The sequence below is a fragment of the Streptomyces sp. NPDC006140 genome (assembly GCF_040628815.1).
Classification (GTDB): Bacteria; Actinomycetota; Actinomycetes; order Streptomycetales; family Streptomycetaceae; genus Streptomyces.
In genome coordinates this window covers 116335-135495 of record NZ_JBEXTS010000015.1, presented here as the reverse complement: position 1 = coordinate 135495, position 19161 = coordinate 116335, and the positions used below count along the sequence as shown (strand labels likewise).

General features: G+C 74.7%; 16 protein-coding genes and 1 pseudogene. 10 read left to right on the top strand and 7 right to left on the bottom strand.

Annotation, left to right across the window (positions count from 1 at the left end; genetic code table 11):
* Positions 1–69: 69 nt before the first annotated feature.
* The 4 genes and pseudogenes from ABZ386_RS32745 (at position 70) to ABZ386_RS32730 (ending at position 6225) form a co-directional block, all read left to right on the top strand.
* On the top strand, positions 70–2061 hold the full coding sequence (locus tag ABZ386_RS32745) for a glycoside hydrolase family 97 catalytic domain-containing protein (RefSeq protein ID WP_358967179.1): 1992 nt from the start codon (positions 70–72) through the stop codon (positions 2059–2061).
* Positions 2062–2170: 109 nt separating this feature from the next.
* Positions 2171–4394: pseudogene (locus ABZ386_RS32740) on the top strand (MMPL family transporter).
* Positions 4395–4399: 5 nt separating this feature from the next.
* Positions 4400–5590: a sensor histidine kinase gene (locus tag ABZ386_RS32735; RefSeq protein ID WP_358967176.1), complete on the top strand. Its 1191-nt coding sequence runs from the start codon at positions 4400–4402 to the stop codon at positions 5588–5590.
* The gene (locus tag ABZ386_RS32730; RefSeq protein ID WP_356503888.1) at positions 5587–6225 is read left to right on the top strand and encodes a response regulator transcription factor; all 639 of its coding nucleotides are present in this window, start codon (positions 5587–5589) and stop codon (positions 6223–6225) included. The genes ABZ386_RS32735 and ABZ386_RS32730 overlap by 4 nt, the downstream gene beginning before the upstream one ends.
* Before the next feature lie 13 nt (positions 6226–6238).
* Here the strand turns inward: ABZ386_RS32730 and ABZ386_RS32725 are convergent, their stop codons facing one another.
* From ABZ386_RS32725 to ABZ386_RS32710, 4 genes are all read right to left on the bottom strand, one after another.
* Positions 6239–7501 carry a VWA-like domain-containing protein gene (locus ABZ386_RS32725; RefSeq protein ID WP_351340109.1) on the bottom strand — a complete coding sequence of 421 codons (1263 nt, stop codon included), beginning with the start codon at positions 7499–7501 and terminating at the stop codon, positions 6239–6241.
* A complete protein-coding gene (locus tag ABZ386_RS32720; protein WP_358967173.1) occupies positions 7498–8718 on the bottom strand; it encodes an AAA family ATPase in 1221 nt (406 codons plus the stop codon). Before ABZ386_RS32720 ends, ABZ386_RS32725 begins: the two co-directional genes overlap by 4 nt.
* Positions 8719–8762: 44 nt before the next feature.
* Positions 8763–10184 (bottom strand): hypothetical protein, encoded by a 1422-nt coding sequence (locus tag ABZ386_RS32715; protein ID WP_358967170.1) that lies wholly within the window; start codon positions 10182–10184, stop codon positions 8763–8765.
* 107 nt (positions 10185–10291) lie between these two features.
* Positions 10292–11467 carry an FAD-binding oxidoreductase gene (locus tag ABZ386_RS32710; protein ID WP_356503894.1) on the bottom strand — a complete coding sequence of 392 codons (1176 nt, stop codon included), beginning with the start codon at positions 11465–11467 and terminating at the stop codon, positions 10292–10294.
* Positions 11468–11646: 179 nt separating this feature from the next.
* Here ABZ386_RS32710 and ABZ386_RS32705 point away from each other — a divergent pair, with 179 nt between their 5' ends.
* The 4 genes from ABZ386_RS32705 to ABZ386_RS32690 are packed head-to-tail and all read left to right on the top strand — an operon-like array spanning position 11647 to position 13718.
* Positions 11647–12072: a sortase-dependent protein gene (locus tag ABZ386_RS32705; RefSeq protein ID WP_351340117.1), complete on the top strand. Its 426-nt coding sequence runs from the start codon at positions 11647–11649 to the stop codon at positions 12070–12072.
* Complete coding sequence (locus tag ABZ386_RS32700; RefSeq protein WP_356503896.1) at positions 12069–12686, top strand: class F sortase; 618 nt, start codon at positions 12069–12071, stop codon at positions 12684–12686. Before ABZ386_RS32705 ends, ABZ386_RS32700 begins: the two co-directional genes overlap by 4 nt.
* Complete coding sequence (locus ABZ386_RS32695; RefSeq protein WP_351340123.1) at positions 12683–13174, top strand: RNA polymerase sigma factor; 492 nt, start codon at positions 12683–12685, stop codon at positions 13172–13174. Before ABZ386_RS32700 ends, ABZ386_RS32695 begins: the two co-directional genes overlap by 4 nt.
* Entirely contained in the window at positions 13158–13718 is a 561-nt protein-coding gene (locus ABZ386_RS32690; RefSeq protein ID WP_358967167.1) for a hypothetical protein, read from the top strand. Before ABZ386_RS32695 ends, ABZ386_RS32690 begins: the two co-directional genes overlap by 17 nt.
* 21 nt (positions 13719–13739) lie before the next feature.
* On the opposite strand, the gene ABZ386_RS32685 is transcribed toward ABZ386_RS32690, so the two are convergent.
* The gene (locus ABZ386_RS32685) at positions 13740–14723 is read right to left on the bottom strand and encodes a cytochrome c oxidase assembly protein (protein ID WP_356503986.1); all 984 of its coding nucleotides are present in this window, start codon (positions 14721–14723) and stop codon (positions 13740–13742) included.
* Between the two features lie 169 nt (positions 14724–14892).
* Here ABZ386_RS32685 and ABZ386_RS32680 point away from each other — a divergent pair, with 169 nt between their 5' ends.
* The gene (locus tag ABZ386_RS32680) at positions 14893–15468 is read left to right on the top strand and encodes a TerB family tellurite resistance protein (protein WP_351340129.1); all 576 of its coding nucleotides are present in this window, start codon (positions 14893–14895) and stop codon (positions 15466–15468) included.
* Positions 15469–15514: 46 nt separating this feature from the next.
* Here the strand turns inward: ABZ386_RS32680 and ABZ386_RS32675 are convergent, their stop codons facing one another.
* Both ABZ386_RS32675 and ABZ386_RS32670 read right to left on the bottom strand, forming a co-directional pair.
* On the bottom strand, positions 15515–16387 hold the full coding sequence (locus tag ABZ386_RS32675) for a serine hydrolase (protein WP_358967164.1): 873 nt from the start codon (positions 16385–16387) through the stop codon (positions 15515–15517).
* Positions 16384–17424 (bottom strand): LysR substrate-binding domain-containing protein, encoded by a 1041-nt coding sequence (locus tag ABZ386_RS32670; protein WP_351340135.1) that lies wholly within the window; start codon positions 17422–17424, stop codon positions 16384–16386. Before ABZ386_RS32670 ends, ABZ386_RS32675 begins: the two co-directional genes overlap by 4 nt.
* An 84-nt stretch (positions 17425–17508) precedes the next feature.
* On the opposite strand from ABZ386_RS32670, the gene ABZ386_RS32665 reads away from it, so the two are divergent.
* Positions 17509–19149 carry a penicillin-binding transpeptidase domain-containing protein gene (locus ABZ386_RS32665; protein WP_356615965.1) on the top strand — a complete coding sequence of 547 codons (1641 nt, stop codon included), beginning with the start codon at positions 17509–17511 and terminating at the stop codon, positions 19147–19149.
* The last annotated feature ends 12 nt before the right edge of the window (positions 19150–19161 follow it).

Sequence of the window (19161 nt, the reverse complement as noted above, 5' to 3'; positions counted from 1 at the left end):
TCGCGGCAGGCCCTACAACTGACATCCGGTAGAAACCGTTTACTACCTGTTTGCGAGAGGGGTCCGCGCATGAGCCCGACCAGAGGGTCACGACAGCAGGAAGAGCCCACCCCGGGCAGAGCCGTCGGGCAGCCGGCGCCGGCCCCGGCCTCCCGCCGGACGGTGCTGAAGGGCGCCGCCGTCACCGCCGGGCTGGCCGCCGCGGGCCTCACCGCGGCCGGGCCCGCCCACGCCGGCGACGGCGGCCGAGCGGAGAGCGTCACCGCCCGCATGGGCGGCACCTCCGTCACCCTCTCCCTCCTCGGGGGCGCCCTGCGCTGGTCGGCTCGTCGCGGCGGCAGGACGGTGCTCGACGACTCCGCCCTCGGCCTGCGGCTCGGCGACGGCACGGTCCTCGGCGACGACGTCAGGGTGACCGGCCGGCGCTACCGCACCCGGCGCACCACCTGGACCCCGGTCTACGGCCGCAACGCGACCGTCACCGACCACTACCAGGAGCAGCGCTGGGACCTCCGGGACCGGGCCACGGGCATCCGCTTCGGCGTGCAGGTCCGGGCGTACAGGACGGGCGTCGCCCTGCGGTACCTCCTCCTCGACGAGGGCACCGCGACCATCGCCGACGAGCTGACGTCGTTCGCCTTCCCCGACGGCACGACCGTCTACAGCGCCCGTGACGAGAACGCCTACGAGCCGGTGGCGCCGGGCGCCATACCCGTCACCGGCACCTCCACCACGGACAACGGCCCGCTGACCGACCTGCCGCTGACGGCGACGCTGGGCGACGGTCTCATCGCCTGCGTCTGCGAGTCCGCCCGGGTCGACTACCCCCGGCTGATGCTGAGTTCCGTCCCCGGCGAGCCGAACACCCTCGCCGCCTTCCTCATGGAGCACACCGCCCGCGGCACCGGCCCGGCCGAGACGACGTCCACCGTCGCCACCCCCTTCGCCACGCCGTGGCGCGCGGTGGTCGTCGGCGCCACGCACGCCGAACTCGTCGACAACGCCGAACTGGTGCTCAACCTGGCCCCGCCGAACGCCCTGTCCGACACCTCGTGGATCAGGCCGGGCAAGGTCTTCCGCTGCGAGCTCTCCACCGCCGCCGGCCTCCAGGGCGTGGACTTCGCGGTGGCCCGGGGCCTGGAGTACATCGAGTACGACGCCGGCTGGTACGGCCCGGAGTTCACCACCCCCGACGCCACGAAGCCGATCCCCGCGATCGACCTGCCCTCCGTCATCTCGTACGCCACGAGCAAGGGCATCGGCGTCTTCCTCTACGTCAACCGGCTCGCGCTGACCGACGCGGACTCGCTGTTCGGCCTGTACAAGAGCTGGGGCGTGCGGGGCATCAAGCTCGGGTTCATCAACGACGGCACGCAGTCGATGACCAACCAGATCGTCGACTGGGCGAAGACGGCGGCGAAGTACGAGCTGCTGATCGACATGCACGACGACGTCCGGCCGTTCGGCTACGAGCGGACCTACCCGAACTGGATCAGCCTGGAGGGCGTGCGCGGCAACGAGCAGTTCCCGACGGCCACGCACAACGTGACGCTGCCCTTCGCCCGCAACATCGGCGGCCCGATGGACTACACGATCTGCTACGGCCAGTCCCGCGACAAGACGACCAACGCCCACCAGATGGCGATGGCCGCGGTCTACTACCAGCCGCTCAACTTCCTGTTCTGGTACGACAAGCCGTCCAAGTACGGCAACCCGGCCGCCTGGCCCGGGCTGCCCTGGTTCAACGCCGTCCCGGTGACCTGGGACGAGAGCCGCACCCTGGCCGGATCGATCGGCGAGTACATCGCGGTGGCCCGCCGCAGCGGCTCCGACTGGTACCTCGGCGCGATGACGAACGAGTCCTCCCGCACCCTCTCCCTGCCCCTGTCCTTCCTCGGCAGCGGCACGTACACGGCGACGGTCTACGCCGACGGCACCCCGGGCGCGAAGCCGTACCAGACGCCGGTCGTGGTCGGCACCCGGACCGTCACCGCCGCCGACACGCTCGACGTGGCCATGGCCCCGGCGGGCGGGCAGGCGGTCGTCCTGACGCCGAGCTGATCCGCAGTACGGGGGTTATCCCCAGGGCCCGGGTCCACCGGCCGGTGGACGACAGGTTCAACCGACTGCCTCTGTCCGACAACTGCCCAGCTCAGCCAGGCTTTTGGGCATGAACTCATTATCTGTGCGGGTGGCGCGCTGGAGTGCGCGGCATCCCTGGCGGGCGATCGTCGGCTGGCTGGTGTTCGTGGCGCTGTGTCTCGGGATCGGCAGTGCCGTCGGCACGAACAGTGCGACGACGGCCGACTACCGGGTCGGCGAGGCCGGCCGCGCCGAGGCCCTGGCGGCCGAGGCACATCTGGAGCGCAGGGCCGCCGAACAGGTGCTGATCTCCTCCCGTTCGGGCGGTGCCCTCGACGAGGGCGCCGCCCGGTCCGCCGCCGAGGACCTGACCGACCGGATGCGGGGGCTGCCCGACGTGGCGGGCGTGGCGGGCCCGCTGCTGTCCGACGACCCGCCGGGTCCTCATGGTCGAGGTGTCCCTGAAAGGCGAGGAGCGGGACGCCAAGGACAAGGTCGACGCGCTCCTGGCGCAGACGGCCGCGGTGCAGAAGAGCCACCCCGCGCTGCTGCTGGAGGAGACCGGAAGTCCCTCCGTCAGCAAGGGAGTCGACCAGCAGCGCAGCGACGACCTGGCCCTGTCCGAGGCCATCACCCTGCCGGTCACCCTGCTCACGCTGCTGGTGGTGTTCGGGTCGGTGACCATGGCCGGGGTGCCGCTGCTGCTGGCGCTGTCGTCGATCGCGGCGGCGGTCGGGCTGTCCATGGTCGTCTCGCACCTGTCGCCCGACTCCGGGGTCGGCACGAACGTCATCCTGATGATCGGCCTCGCGGTCGGCGTCGACTACTCGCTCTTCTACCTCAAGCGCGAGCGGGAGGAACGGGCCCGCTCCGGCGGGCGGCTCTCCTCCGAGGCGCTGGTGGAGCTGGCCGCCGCCACGTCGGGCCGGGCGGTCGTCGTCTCCGGGCTGGCGGTGGTCGCCTCCACGGCGACGCTGTACCTGGCCTCCGACGTGATCTTCTCCTCCCTCGCCACCGGCACCATCGTGGTCGTCCTGGTCTCGGTGGCCAGTTCGCTGACGGCCCTGCCCGCGCTGCTCGTCAAGCTGGGGCGGCGGGCGGAACGCCGGGCACTGCGGCGGGCAGAGCGCGGAAAGCCCGTGCGCCGGGTGCGGGGCGGGACGGGCGGCGGCCGGGTGTGGAGCGCCCTGCTGCGGCCCGCCGCCCGGCATCCCCTCGCGACCCTGTGCGTCTCGGTCCTCGCCCTGCTCGCGCTCGTCGTCCCGCTCGCCGGACTGAAGATCACCGAGATGAGCCGGGACACGCACTCCCGCGACATTCCCGCGATGCAGGTCTACGACCGGCTCAACGAGGCGTTCCCGGAGCGGCGGGTGACCCACCAGGTCGTGGTGCGCGCCGATGCCTCGCGGTCGGGGGAGGTGGCAGCCGCCCTGCGCGAGGTGGTCCGGCGTGCCGGAGCCGACCCGCTGTTCACCGAGGGCTCGCGGACCCGGTCGTCCGCCGACGACCGCACCCACACCCTCGAACTGAAGGTCCCGCACCTCGGCAACTCCGACGAGGCGTACGACTCGCTGGACCGGCTGCGGGAGGACTTCCTGCCCGCGACCGTGGGCCGGATCAGCGGCGCCGAGTACGGCGTCAGCGGCGACGTCGCCCGCTACGCCGACTATCCCGCCCACCAGAACGGCAAACTGCCCCTGGTCCTGGGCGCGTTGCTGCTGGTGACGTTCGCGATGACCGTGTACGCCTTCCGTTCGGTGGTGCTCGGGCTGCTCGGCGTCGCCCTGAACCTGCTGTCCGCGGCGGCGGCGCTGGGGCTGCTGGTGCTGGTCTTCCAGGGGACGTGGGCGGAGGGCCTGCTGGACTTCGACTCCACCGGGTCGATCGGGTCGCGGGTGCCGCTGTTCCTCTTCGTGATCCTCTTCGGCCTGTCGATGGACTACCAGGTGTTCGTGGTGAGCCGGATCCGGGAGGCGGTCCTCGCGGGCGTGCCCACGCGGCGGGCCGTGCTGGACGGCATCCGCTCCTCGGCGAGCGTGGTGACCAGCGCGGCGGTGGTGATGACGACGGTGTTCGCCAGTTTCGTCTTCCTGCACATCATCGAGATGAAGCAGATCGGCTTCGTGCTGGCGGCGGCCGTGCTGATCGACGCGTTCGTGGTGCGGGTCCTGGTGCTGCCGGCGGCGATGCTGCTGCTGGGCGAGGCGAGCTGGTGGCCCTCGCGCCCGGGGCGCCCGGCGACGGCCGGCCAGGGGAAGACGGCCGCCCAGGAGAAAAGCTCGGCCTCCCGCCCGGCGGTCGACGTACGTTGATCCGCATGACCGCTCTCGCCGGGTCCTCCGCCGACGCCTTCTGGGCCACGTCGCTGCGCCGCTGGAACGCGGTGTGCTGGGTGCTGTTCGCCGTGATGGCCGTCGGGCTGGTCGCCATCGACCGGCCCGGCGGGAGCAAGTACGCGGCGCTGGCCCTGCTCGGCGCGATGGTGCTGTGCTACGCGGTCCTGGACCGCTTCCCGGGCAACCCGGTGGTCCGGCCGCACGGGTATCTCTCGGTGCTGGTGGTCGTGTTGGGCGGGCTGGCGTATCTGCGCGGGAACTACGCGGCGCTGTTCATGGTGACGCTGCCGCACTACTGGATGTTCGGGCGGACCCCCAGGGCCTCGATGGTGTTCCTGGGGCTCGCCACGGTGGCGACCCTGGCCGGGAACGTGCTGCGGCAGGACGGCTGGACGGTGGAGTTCTTCACCGAGGTCCTCGTGTCGACGCTGATCGTCGTCGCCGTGGGCGTGCTGATCGGGCTGTGGGCACACTCGGTGGTCGCGCAGAGCGCCGAGCGGGCCCGGCTGATCTCCGAACTGGAGCAGGCGCAGGCGGAGTTGTCGCAGGCCCACCAGCGCCAGGGCGCGGCGGACGAGCGGGAGCGCATGGCCCGCGAGATCCACGACACCCTCGCGCAGGGTTTCGCCTCGATCATCGTGCTGGCCGAGGCGGCCCGGGCGGGCCTCGACTCCGAACCGGCGCGCAGCGCCCAGCAGTTGCGGTCGATCGAGTCCACCGCGCGGGAGAACCTCGCCGAGGCCCGCGAACTGGTCGGCTCGCCCCGGCGGCCCGGCCAGGCGGCCGCCGGTCCGGTGGCCCGGACCCTGCGCCGGGTCCTGGACCGCTTCGCCGAGGACACCGGCCTCACCGTCGACGCCGACCTCGCCGACCTGGAGTGCGACCAGCAGACCCGGATCGCGCTGCTGCGCTGCACCCAGGAGTCCCTGGCCAATGTGCGCAAGCACGCCCGCGCCTCCACGGTCGGCGTGGTCCTGGCCCGGCAGCCGTACGGCGTGGAGCTGGAGATCACCGACGACGGGACCGGGTTCGTGGTGGAGGAGTCGGCGGGCTTCGGCCTGGACGGCATGCGCAAGCGGCTGGCGGAGCTGGGCGGGAGACTGACGGTGACGAGTTCGGTGGGCGACGGGACACGGGTGCAGGCGCTGATTCCCCTGGGGGTGCAGGCATGACCGGGGGACCGCTCCGGGTCGTCGTCGTGGACGACCACACCGTCATGCGGGCCGGCGTCGTGGCCCTGCTCGCCTCCGACACCGGCATCGAGATCGTCGGCGAGGCGGGCGACGGCAGCGCCGCCCTCGCCCTCGTCGAACGCCACGAGCCGGATGTCGCCCTGGTCGACCTGCGGATGCCGGTGCTGGACGGAGTCGCCACGACGACCGAGATCGTGACGCGCTTCCCCCGCACCCGGGTCCTGATCCTGACCACCTACGACACCGACGCGGAGATCGAACGCGCGGTGGAGGCCGGGGCGATCGGCTACCTCCTCAAGGACACCACCCGCGAGCAGTTGGCCGACGCGATCCGCGCGGCGGCCCGCGGCGAGACCGTGCTGGCCCCCCGGGTCGCCGAACGCCTGGTCGCCCGCATGCGCCAGCCCGCGCAGATCCCGCTCACGGCCCGCGAGGCGGACGTCCTCAACGCGGTCGCGGACGGCCTCACCAACGCCGAGATCGGCCGCCGCCTGGTCATCGCCGAGGCCACGGTGAAGACCCACCTGCTCCGCCTGTTCGCCAAACTCGACGTCAACGACCGCACGCGGGCGGTGGTGGTGGCGATGGAACGGGGGCTGCTGCACAGGCCGTAGGACGTCATGAGCGTCATGAGCCGATGTCCACCACGCGGGCCCACGGCGGTGGGGTGTCGGGGGCGTACTCGGGGTCGGACTCGTCGTAGGAGTGGCTTGTGTGGCGGCGGGGGAACAGGCCCACCACCGTCCGGCAGGGCGGGCGGGTGGACGGCCAGGGGGTCTGGCCGTCGGTGAGGGCCACGATGACGTCCGGGGCCGGGCGGGAGCGCAGCGCGCGGGTGAAGCCGGCGCGCAGGTCCGTGCCGCCGCCGCCCGTCAGCGGGATGCCCTCGGCGCGGCACAGGCGGCGCGCGAATCCCGCCGAGGCGTCGCAGGGCACCACGGTGACCAGGTCGCGGCGGCCGCCCACGGCCCGGGCGATCGCGGCGACCTCCAGGAGCGCGCTGCCCAGTTCGGCGTCGCTGACCGATCCGGAGGTGTCGATGATGACGCAGACGCGGGGCGGGCGGCGGCGCAGGCTCGGCAGGATCGTGCCGGGGACGGCGGTGGAGCGGCGGGCCGGGCGGCCGTAGGTGTAGTCCTCGCCCGCGCCGGGGCCGGACGCCGCCGAGCGGACCGCCGCGCCCAGCAGCTCCCGCCACGGCTGGGGCGGGTGGAAGGCCTCCTCGGCCCAGCGGCGCCAGCCCTGCGGGGCGCTGCCGGGGCGGCCCGTGATGCCCTGCGCCACCCGGAAGCGGACCGCGTCCCGCTCCTGCTCGCTCAGGCCCTGCGCGCCGTCCGGGCCCAGCTCCCACTCCCGGTCCAGGCCGTCGGCGCCGCTGCCGCAGTCCAGCCAGGCCAGGTCCTGCGTCCGCGGGCCCACGCCGAACTGCCGCAGGTAGTCCTCCATCAACTGGCCCTCGCGCAGGCCCAGCAGACGCGGTTCGACGGCTCCCTCGGGGCGGGCGAGGCCGTCGCCGTAGACGTCGTCGTTGATCTCGAAGTCGGCGGCGATGTTCATCCGCAGCCGCTCCCCCGGGCCGTGCAGCTCGCGCTCCCGGGCGACGCGGTCGCTGCGTCCGTGGTGGTCGCGCAGGAGGTGGGAGACCTCGTGCACCCACACGCCGGCCAGTTCCTCGACGGGCGTGCGGTCGACGAACGCCGGTGAGACGTAGCAGCGCCAGTGCCGGTCGACGCCCATCGTGGGCACCCGCCGCGACTCGACCACGTGCAGCGCGAACAGGGCCGTCGCCAGGTAGGGGCGGGCCCGGGCGGCGTGCAGGCGGGCGGCGAAGAGCTTGCCGCGGTCGAGGGCGGCGGGGGGCTCGGGGGCCCCAGGTGTCCGCGTCGTCATCGGCCCGCCTTCGCCGCCGTCCGGGCGCCCGCGCGGTCGGCCCGCCGGGACAGGGACACCACCCCGGCGAGGCGCTCGATGGACGCCGGTACGTCCCAGTCCTCGCGGCGCAGTGCGGCGAGCGTGGTCGCGGGGACGACGACCACGTCCGGGGGCCCGGTCTCCACCGCCCTGACCAGGAGCGTCCACGCCGCGTCCCAGCGGGACCGCTCCGGGCGGCTGCGGACCGCGGCCACGACGGCGTCCAGCGCGGCCTGGCGCAGATCCCCCCGCTGGGGCAGCTCCGCGCCGTCCGGGTCCGCCAGCAGCGTCTCGGGGTCCGGGAGGTCCATCCGGTCCAGGCTCGCCAGCAGTTCCAGGCCGGGCCCGTCGCCGACGGTGCCCCGGACCAGCAGGGAGAGCACGTCACGCGACGAACCGGCCGCGGTCGCGAAGGCGATCAGATGCAGCGTCATCTCCCAGCTGCGCGGGGACGGCCAGGCCCCGCCCCGGCGGGCCTCCCCGGAGGGCAGCCGGTGCACCAGCCCGGGGCGTGCGGTGAGCAGCCCGCACACGGCCCGGCGTGCGAAGTCCACGGCCTCCGGCAGCTTCTGCGGGTCGAGCGCGGGCAGGGTCGCCCGGGGCCAGATCCCGCCGAGGCCGCGGACGACGACGTCGGTGTCGTGGGTCCACTGGAGGTGCACGAAGCGGTTGGCGAGCGGCGGGCTCAGTTCCCAGCCGTCGGCGGCCGAGGAGCGCGGGTTGGCGGCGGCGACGATCCGCACCCCGGGCGGCAGCCGCAGCGCCCCGATCCGCCGCTCCAGCACGAGCCGGAGCAGGGCGGCCTGGACGGCGGGCGGCGCGGTGGACAGTTCGTCGAGGAACAGCAGCCCCCGCCCGGCCCGCACCAGCCGTACGGCCCAGTCCGGCGGGGCCATGGGGACGCCCTGCTCGGCGGGGTCGTCGCCGACGATCGGCAGCCCGGAGAAGTCGGACGGCTCGTGCACGCTCGCGATCACCGTGGTCAGCGGCAGGTCCAGGGCTGCGGCGAGCTGGGTCAGGGCCGCGGTCTTGCCGATGCCCGGCTCGCCCCACAGCAGCACGGGCAGGTCGGCGGCCACGGCGAGGGTCAGGGCCTCCAGCTGGGTGTCGGGGCGGGGTTCGGTGGTGGTGTCCCGGAGCAGGGTCAGCAGGTCACCGGCGACATCGAGTCGGGAAAGGGGAGTGCTCATGGGCATGGGTGATCACCTTGGGTGTAGGAGGAGGCCGGAAAGGGCCCGGGTCACATGTGGCGCGGGTGCGGGCCGTGGTCACGGGAGCGGCGGCGGTCCCAGGGGCGCAGGCTGCCGGGCGAGGGCCCGTCCAGGCCCGCCCGGAACAGCCCGTGGGCGATCCACCGCCGCGCCGCCGTCTCCAGCGCGTCCCGCAACGGGCCGCCGCGCAGTGCCGCGTCGGGGCCCAGCAGGCTCTCCACGGCGGCCAGGGCACCGGCGACATCGCCGTGCCGGAGGCGTTCGCGGACGCCGGTGAGGCAGTCGGGGCGGCGATGCGCCCGGTCGATGGCCTGGAGGCAGGGCAGGGGGGTACCGCCCAGGGCGGTCAGCAGCTCCTCCCGCCGGATCTCGTCCGGGGCGTGGTCCAGCGCGGCCAGGACGCCGTCGACCAGGCCGATCCGGTGCCGGGCGCCCCGGCACTCCACCAGCCGTGGATCGCCCGCCCGTTCCGCGGCCCGGGGCGAGCCGGCCGGTGCCCGCTCCGCCCCGAGCGCCGAGGCGACCAGCGGATGCAGCCGTCCGGCGTCGATCGCCCCGGCCCGGAGCAGCTCCAGGTCGGGCAGCACCCAGGTCGCGGCGTCGGGGAGGACGGGCAGGGCGGGCCCGGCGGTGTGCCCGCAGGGGACGACGGCCCCGTCGGACACGTCCAGGACCAGCCGGTTCCGGGCGCCGAGCCGCACGGCGACCCTGCCACTGCCCGGCCGGCGCCCCTCGGCCCGCAGCAGGATCTCCGCCTCGGCCGCCCACCGGTCGACGGCACACCGGTGCCCGCGCGGCAGCAGCCCGGACAGCTCCGCGTCCCCGTCGGTACGGCCCTCGCCGCACCGCTCCCGTAGTTCACCGGCCCGGCGCGCGTCCCACAGGTGGCGGTGCAGGTCGAGACGGAACCGCCGGCTGGGCCGGGGGTGCGGGTGGCCGCGGCCGGCCTGTTCCGTGCGGGACGGGTCCCACAGCGCGAGGCTCATGCGCTGACCGGCGTCCGCCCAGGCCGGCGGGGTCCGCACCACGAGGTGCAACTCCCCCGCGCCCGCCGTGTCGTACCGGGCCAGGGTGAGGGTCAGTCCCGGCCGCAGCAGCCCGTCGGGGGCGATCCTCGGCATGTGCCAGCGCAGCAGGTCGGGGGCGAGGTGGCGGAGGTCGGCGCGGAGCAGGGCGGCGGTCTCCGTGCCGAGCCGCCGTGCCACGGCACGCGGCCGGAGGTCGACGTCGATGTTGGCGGCGGCGCAGGCACCCGCCCAGTCCCCGGTACGACGCCGGGCGGTCGCGGTCTCGATCATGCCGGGCGGCACGGCGAACTCGCGCACGCGCGGCCAGAAGGAGAACGACGGGGAGGCAGCCGCCCCGGAGGAGAACGGCGCCGAAGAGAACAGCTCCGGCGAGGGCGGTCCGTCAGTACGCGGGGATTCCCCGTTCGCGGTCTCGGTGAGCATCAGCACTCACCTTGCGCGGACGGGACCCCCAATCTGTTCACAGAGTGAGTCGTCACGCGGGGAGGCTAGCGCCGCCCGCCCCCCGGCGCGACGGATTATTCACCGGCTCACACCACGTGCGCCTCGGGCCGGATCCCCGCACCGGAGCGGAAGCGGTCCGCGCCGAGCGGGCCGACGTCGACACAGGGGGTGCGCTCCAGGCACAGGTCGCGGACGATCTCGCCCACGGCCGGGGCCTGGAGGAAGCCGTGGCCCGAGAAGCCGGTGGCGTAGAGGAAGTTGACGACGTCGGACGAGCGGCCGATGAGCGCGTTGTGGTCGGGGGTGACCTCGTAGAGCCCGGCCCACCCACCGGCCGTCTCCATCCCGGCGAGGGCGGGGGCGCGGTGGCGGACGACCTCGCGGAACAGCTCCAGCCAGTCCGGCGTCCAGGTGGTGTCGAAGCCGTCGGGCTCGCGGGGGTCGGCCAGGCCGAGCAGAAGTCCGTCGTCGCTGTTGTGGAAGTACGCCGAGGACGTGAAGTCGATGGTGAACGGGATGCGCGGGGCGGGCGGCGTGAGCGGGACGGTGAAGGCCAGTTGGCGGCGCACCGGCCGCACGGGCAGGGGGACGCCGGCCATCTCGCCGATCCGTGCCGACCAGGCGCCGGCGGCGCAGACGACCGTGGCGCAGTCGATCCGCCCCCGGTCGGTGTGCACGGCCGTGACCCGGTCGCCCGCGGTGTCGAGGCCGGTGACGGTGGTGTGCGTGGCGAGGACGGCCCCGGCCCGGGCCGCCGCCCGCGCGTAGCCCCGGACGACGAGGCCGGGCCGGGCGTGCCCGTCGGCGGGCGAGTGGGCGGCGGCCACCAGCCCGTCGGTGCTGACGTAGGGGCAGAGGCGGCGGGCCTCTTCGGGGCCGGTCATGCGGCTGGGGACGCCGAGGGAGTTCTGGAGCCGGACGCCGGCCTCGAAGTCGGCGGCCTGCCGCTCGGTGCTGAGCAGGAAGAGGTAGCCGACGGTGTCGAGCCGGATGTCGGCGCCGGGACGCTCCGGGAAGTCCCGGAAGGCACGCAGACTGCGGCTGCCCAGTTCGATGTTGAGCGGGTCGGAGAAGTGCGCCCGTACGCCGCCGATGGGTTTGCCCGAGCTGCCGCGGCCCAGCTCGCCGCGCTCGACGACGACGAGGTCCCGCACACCGGCCTCGGCCAGGTGGAAGGCGATGCTCGTACCCATCACGCCCCCGCCGATGATCACGACGTCGGCGGTGCGGGGCACGGTGGGGAAGGCGGGTGAGGAGGTCAACGGGCCGTCCCTTCCGGGTGCTGCGCGTCGGGAGGCCATCGTGCGCCGGACCGGCCCTCGGCGTCGACAGGGCGTCACCCGACCGCCACCCCGGGCGACTTTGCCGGCTCTTTACAACCCGCCCCGACCCCGCCTCGTCTCTTCGCACGACCTGTCACCCGACCTGGGAGTGCGACTCCATGCGCCGAACCGTCCTCACCGTCCTGGCCCTCACGGGCACCGCCGTACTGATGGGCACGGGGCCCGCGTTCGCGAGCGGTACGACGGCCCCGAGCCCGGCACCGGCGTCCGCGGCACCCACCGCCCGGCCGGCCGAGAGCGCCGTACCCGCGCCCAGCGCCGAACCGACCCGGCCGGCGGAGAGCACCGCCCCGGCGCCCACTGCCGAACCGGCCCGTCCGGCGCCCAGTGCCGAACCGACCCGGGCACCGGCCGAGGACCAGGTCTCCGTCCGGCCGAGCGGCGCGCCCGACACCGGTGTGACGGCGGCGTCCCAGGGCTCCGGGAGCGGCGGCACGGCGATCGGCGCGGGCGCCGCCGCGGTGCTCGCCCTCGGCGGCGGCACGGTCTTCGTCGTACGCCGCCGCCGGGCGACCGGGGCATGACCGCGTTCTCCAGGCGCGCGTTCACGGCCGGGGCCCTGGCCTCCCTGGTGACGGCCTGCGGCGGCGGCCCCGCGACGGACGGGGGCGCCTCCCGCACGGCACCGCCGCCGGTCGCGGCCGGACGCAGGCGCTCCGGGGCCCGTCCGGTCCCGGTCCGGCTGCTGATCCCGGCGATCGGCGTCGACACCCCGGTGATCCGGCTGGGGCTGGCCGAGGACGGCACGGTGGAGGTGCCGCCGGTCACGGCCGACGACCGGGCGGGCTGGTACCGGCACTCGCCGCCGCCCGGCCGGACCGGCCCGTCGGTGATCCTCGGCCATGTCACGGTCGGCCGGTACGGCGACGGCGTCTTCCGCCATCTGGCCCGGCTGCGCCGGGGCGACCTCGTCGTGGCGCGCCTGGAGAACGGCACGGCGCCGGAGTTCACCGTCACGGCCGTCCGCACGGTCCCGAAGGACGACTTCCCGGCGGACGACGTCTACGGGAACGTGGACCGCCCGGAGCTGCGGCTGATCACATGCGGCGGAGCGCGGACCGGTGACGGCTACGCGGACAACGTGATCGTGTTCGCCGCGCTGCGCGGCGCCGGGTCCCCCACCCCTGGAGAGCGTTGAAACGGTCCCGTGAGAAGGCCGCGTCCGAGCTGTTCGCCGCCCTCTACCCGCGCCTGGCCGGCTGGTGCCGCCGGCTCGTCGACGACGACGAGACGGCGCACGAGATCGCCTCGGAGGCGTTCACCCGGCTCTGGGCCCGCTGGACGAAGGTGGAGGAGCCCCGCGGCTTCCTCTACGTCACCGCGGCCAACCTCGTCCGGGACCACTGGCGCAAACTGGAGCGCGAGCGCCGGGTCCTGCGCCGCGTCACCTCGGAAGCCGCCGTACGCCCGCACCCCGAGCAGGCCGACCCGTCGGTGCGGCTGCTGGTGCGGTCGCTGCCGGAGCGACTGCGCGTCCCGATCCTCCTCCACTACTACGCTGACATGCCGATCCGGGAGGTGGCCGTGCTGACCGGGCGCAAGGAGGGAACCGTCAAGGCCGACCTGCACGCGGCCCGGGAACTGCTCCGCGTCCACCTGAGGAGAAGCCTTGACCACACGCCTTGACGACGACCCTGGCGACGCGGAGCCGGGCCCCGAGGACCCGCTCGCCGTGCTCCTGCGCCCCTCCTCGCCCGACTACCTGGGCGCGCCGCCCGGCCGGTTCGAGGCGGTCCGCCGCAGGGCCTCCCGGCGTCGCCTGCTGCGCGCCGCGGCCGGAGCCGCCGGTGTGTGCTGCGCGGTGGCCGCCCTCGTCGCGCTCCCCCTGCGCCTCACGGCACCCGAGCGCCCCTCGGCCCCGACGGTCCCGATGGCCCCGCCCGCCACGAGCCCGGCGCCGCCCGCTCCCTCGGCGTCCGACACCCCGGCGCCGTCCCCCTCCGACTCCCGCACGCCGTCCCCCTCCGACTCCCGGGCGCCCGCCGCGGACTCGACCCGCCCCGGCACCGGGAGCCCTCGCACGACCGGCCCCGCCACCCGCGGCCCCGGCGAGCCGACCGGCCCGGCGGTCCCGTCCAGCGCCCCCTCGGCCGTCCCGACCCCGGTGGCTCCCCTCCCGACGGCGGCCCGTCCCGCCACGGACCAGCCGTCGGCGGCCGAAAGCCGGTGACCGGCCCCGGCGGGGCCCGGCTCAGCCACCCGTCCCCTGTCGCCGCACCCGTTCCGCCACCTCGCCCGTCTCGGTCTCCCACCACGGCCGGACCAGCTCGGGTGCCCCTGCCGCCCCGGCCTCCCGCACGGCCGGGGCGAGTTCGCCGTCCAGACGGGCGTCCAGTGCGGCCGTCTGGGCGCGCTCGGCCCGGACCCACTGGGCGAGGACCGTCAGCAGGAAGGGCAGCGCGACCAGTTCGGAGATGCCCAGCATGGCGCCGCCGCCGAGCTGCTGGTCGTGGTGGACGTCGGGGGACCAGGGCGGCGCGTGGTGCAGGTACCAGGCGCCCGCGATCAGCGTGCCGTGCGTCATGACCACGAGTCCCGGGACCGCGTCGACGACGCCGTCCAGGAAGACCAGGGCCGCCCGGACGGGGTGGGTGCACCAGGCGGGCAGGGCCTGCTCGCGGGTGAGCACCGGGAGGACGAAGAGGCAGCCGGCCGCCAGCAGGTGCAGGTACATCAGCTCGTGCAGCCAGCCCACGCGCAGGGCGGTGGCGAAGTACGGCGTGAAGTAGACGGACAGCTCCGTGGCCAGCACCAGGACCGTACTGACCAGGGGGAACGTCAGGACCCTGACCAGACGGCCGGTCAGCACCCGCCGCACCCGCGTCGCACCGCCCTCGGGCAGCGCCTCGACGGCGAGCCGCAGCGGGTCGCCGAGGGCGAGTCCCAGCGGCGCGAGCAGGTCGAGCCCGACGTTCTGCACGGCGGCGGGCCAGAACAGCTCGTGGTCGTAGACGGCCAGCCCGGACATCGTGGCCACGACGACGGTCCCCAGCCCGGGCACCACGAAGGCGGCGAGCCGCCCGAGCGGCCAGGTCCCGCCCCGCCCGCGCACCCGCGCGACGCCCCACACGTAGAGCCCGCCCAGCACCACGACCAGCACCAGCGCGGGGACGTCCCACCGCCACGACCCCAGCAGCCGCCCGAAGGTCGGCTCCGGCAGATGTCCGCCCACGATGTTCCACGCCCCTTCCCTGTCGGCCAGGGCGGACGGTAGCCGCGGAAGGTCAATCCAGGGTGAGAGGAACTCGTTTTGCGGAACCTTTGCCCGTGGGCCGGGCGTTGGAAGGGTGTGCGCGCGTGAGCGAGTGCGCCAGTTGATGCTGACGAATACCGAGGTGGCGGCAATGGCAGTGTGGGACCGGCTCAAGGACCAGGCCAAGGCTCTCCAGCAGGGTCAGGCCGGGCGAGGCGCGACGACCGGCGGGCACAGTGGCGGACCCAGCGGCGGACACAGCGGCGGGACGAGGTCCGGCGGCGGCAGCAAGGCCCAGCTGGTCGGCCTGCTGAAGACGCAGCTCGGCTCGCTGAAGAACGAGTTGAAGAGCGGTGCCTACCGGGACGCGAGCATGGCGGTGTGCGCCCTGGTCGCGGCGGCCGACGGCCAGGTGGACCCGGCCGAGCGGCAGCAGGTCGAGTCGATGATCCTGAGCAACGACGTCCTGCAGAACTTCCCGCCGGAGCAGCTGCGCCAGCGTTTCAACAAGCACGTGGACCAGCTGACCCACAACTTCCAGCACGGCAAGGCGGAGGCGATGCAGGAGATCGCCAAGGCCGCCAAGAAGCCGACCGAGGCCCGGGCGGTGATCCAGACCGGCATGGTCATCGCCGGTGCCGACGGCCACTTCTCCCAGGCCGAGGCGGCGGTCCTGCGCGAGGCCTGCGCGGCGCTGGGGGTGAATCCCGCCGAGTTCCAGCTCTGAGCGAGTTCCCCGGGTCGCCGAGCGGGCAGCGGACCGCGCGGCGCTCTCAGGGAGCGCGCAGGGCGTCCACGGCCAGGCGCGCCGCCGTGCCGATGACGGCGTCGGCGGCGGGCAGCAGCGCGGAGGTGCGGGCCGTGCGCGTGAAGACGGCGACGGCGTAGCGGCCCCCGTCGGGGTACTCGACGACGCCGACCTCGTTGCGCACGGTCGGCAGGCTGCCCGTCTTGCCCGCGACGTGGACGTCGTCGAAGGGGAAGCCGGACGCCATGCGGTGGGGCCACACCTGCAGCCCCAGCAGGCGGCGCATGGCCGCGCCGTGCTCCGGCGGGCAGGCCTCGTCGCGCCAGACGGCGGCGAGCAGCCGGGTCATGTCGCGCGGGGTGCTGCGGTTGGTGCGGGCCGGGTCGAGCGCGCGGAGCCGGGTGACGACGTGCGGGTCGGCGAGCGCCCCGGCGCCACCGGGCCCGGCGTCCTCCTTGATGGTGGCGAGGAGTTCGCCGAAGGTGTGGACGGCGCGGGTGCGGGTGAGGCCGAGCCCGGCCGTGGTGCGGTTGACGGCGTCGAGACCCACGCGCCCCAGCAGCAGGTCGGCGGCGGCGTTGTCGCTGACGGACATCATCAGGTACGCGAGGTCCCGCAGGGACAGCCGGGCGCCGTCGAGCATGGCGGCGAGCCCCGTCGGGCCGGTGGTGCGGCCCTCCGGCGGGCAGTCCACCTGCTCGGTGAGGTCCAGGGCCCCCTGCGCGGCCTGCTCGTGCAGCGCGACGAGCAGACACAGCTTGTGGACGCTGGCGGTGCACACCGGCTGGTCCGCACCGGCGTCGAGCTGCGCGCCGGTGTCGATGTCGACGGCGTGCAGCCGGCCGGTGACCCCGGCGTCGGCGAAGGCCGCGTGGATGCGGGCGAGGGCGTCGGTCACAGCCAGTACTCCGAGGCCGGGCGCAGATGGAGCGGGCGGGAGGGCAGGTCGGGGGTCGCGCCGGCGGTGGTGCGCAGCGCGTGCGTCGCGGCCCCGGCGAAGGCGGCCACGGCGGGGTCGCCTCGCCCCTCGGGCCAGGCGACGGAGTGCCGCAGGGCGAGCGGGGCCCCGGTGAGGGGGCGCCAGACGACGCCGGAGGCCGGGTTCCGGGGAAGCCCCTGGGACAGTCCCGGGGAAGGTGCCTCGGAAGGTCCCTGGGAAGGTCCCTGGGGAGCCTCCCCCTCCGCGTCGCCGTGCGCGTCACGCGGGCCGAAGGCCACGGCCCGCGCCGACAGCACCAGCCCGCGGACGAAGCTGGCGCCCTGGGCGTGGCGTACGGCGGGTGGCGTGTAGCCGTTGCGGGCGCAGGTGGTCAGCAGGTCGTCGTAGACGGCGGGGGCGGCGGCGCGGGGGAAGAGGATCAGGTCGTGGCCGGTGAGGGAGGCCAGCGGGACCTCGTCGAGCCCGGCCGCCGCGGCGTCGCCCGGCAGCAGCACGCCCAGTTCGCGCCGCAGCACCGGCCCCAGCTCCAGGCCGGAGACGTCGCTGGGGTGGTGGATCAGTCCGACGTCCAGTTCGTGCGCGGCGAAGGCCGCCAGTTGCTGGGCGGTGGACAGCTCGTGCAGTTCCACCTCCAAGCCGGCGGCGCCCTCGGCGAAGCCCGCCAGCAGCGCGGCGACCGTCTCGCCGGAGAGGTCCGGGGGCAGCGCGGCCCGCAGCAGGCCGGTCTCGCCGTCCCGGATGCGGCGCGCGGTGGCCATCAGCGCCTCGGAGCGGGCCAGCACCTCGCGCGCCTCAGCGAGCAGCAGGGTCCCGGCCTCGGTGATGGTCACCTGGCGGCTCGTGCGCTCGAAGAGGCGGACGCCCAGGTGCTTCTCCAGGCGCTGGATGCGCTGCGAGAGGGGTGGCTGGGCCATGCCCAGACGAGCCGCGGCCCGGCCGAAGTGTGACTCTTCTGCAACAGCCACAAAGCACTCCAGGTGCCGCACCAGGTCCACGAGCAGCGATCATATCGACTGGATATTGATTCGACACCGATACCGGTCTTGGACAGGATGCCGGGCCGCTGCTGTCCTCGGCGCATGGACACTCATGCCGACCACACGCGCGTCACCACCGGCGCACCGCGGCCGCGCCGCCGGGCCCTGCGGGCCGTCATCGCCGGGGCGGTGGTGCCGGCCGCCGTCGCGGGCGGGGCGTACGCGGCGGGCCTCGGGCCCTTCGAGCGGGACACCGGGCCCGATCCGGCGGCCGGGAAACAGGCCCGCGCGTTCCTCGCCGACTGGGCCGCCGGCCGTATGCCGAGCGCGGCGGGCCGTACGACCAGCCCGGGCACGGCCGAGCGCGTGCTGGACAGCTTCACCGCCGGACTCGACATCGACAAGCCCCAACTCGCCGCCGGGCCCGCGGCCGAGGCCGAGGACGGCAGGGTCACCGTGCCCTTCACCGCCAGGATGCCCGTCACCGGCCTCGGCACCTGGACGTACAAGTCGGAGCTGCCGCTGCGCGAGCAGAGCGACGGCACCTGGAAGGTGGACTGGACGCTGTCCCTCGTCCACCCGCGCCTGAGCGACACCGAGAAGTTCCGCCTGGAACGCGAGGAGACCAGGCCCCCCGAGGTCACCGACCGGCAGGGCACGCGCATGCCCGGCGACGCGTATCCCTCCCTCGCGCCCCTCATGACCCGGCTCGGCGGGGGTGACGGCGCCGGTTCGGGCGGGCGCGGCGCGATCCACCTGGTCGACCGGGCCACGGGGAAGGTGGAGCGCACGGAGGCCAGGTTCGGCGCGCGGACCGTCCGGGACGACGGCCCCGTCCGCACGACCCTCGACGCCGACTGGCAGTCCGCCGCGGAGAAGGCTCTCGCCGCCCACGCCGACGGCAAGAACGCCGCGCTGGTCGCGCTGCGCATCGACGACGGCGAGATCCTGGCCGTGGCCAACTCACCCTCGTCCGGCTTCAACCGCGCCCTGTCCGGCACCTACGCGCCCGGCTCCACCTGGAAGATCGTCACGAGCAGCGCCCTGCTGATCGGGGACGCCGTAGCGCCGGACGACGTGGTGGACTGCCCCAAGTACCTCACGGTGGGCAAGCGGTTCCAGAACGTGGAGCTGTCCGAACATCCGGGCGCCACCTTCCGCAAGGACTTCACCGAGTCGTGCAACACCGCCTTCATCAGCCTGCGCGACCGGCTCGACGACGGGGAGCTGGGCGACGTGGCCCGCACCTACTTCGGCGTGGGCCAGGAATGGCACATCGGGGCTCCCTCGTACGACGGTTCGGTGCCGGTGCCGAAGGACGAGACGGAGAAGGCCGCCTCGATGATCGGGCAGGGCCGGGTGCAGGCCAACCCGCTGATCATGGCGTCCGTCACCGCGACGGCCGTCTCCGGCAGCTTCCGCCAGCCCTCGCTCGTCGACGGCACCGAGGACACGACCGAGACGACGCCGCTGCCGAAGGGCGTCGTCACGCAGCTGCGCGAGATGCTGCGGGCCACCGTCACCGACGGCACCGCGCGGATCCTCGCCGACCTGCCCGGCGAGGTGGGCGCCAAGACCGGCACCGCGGAGGTGTCCGAGGAGCAGGACAACAACGGCTGGCTGGTCGCCCACCGCGGCAACGTCGCCGTGGCCTGCGTCGTGGAGGAGGGCGTCACCGGCGGCGGCTCGGCCGGACCGGCCGTCCGCGCCCTGCTGGCGGCCGTGCCCGGCGATCCCGAGTGAGAGCGAACGGAA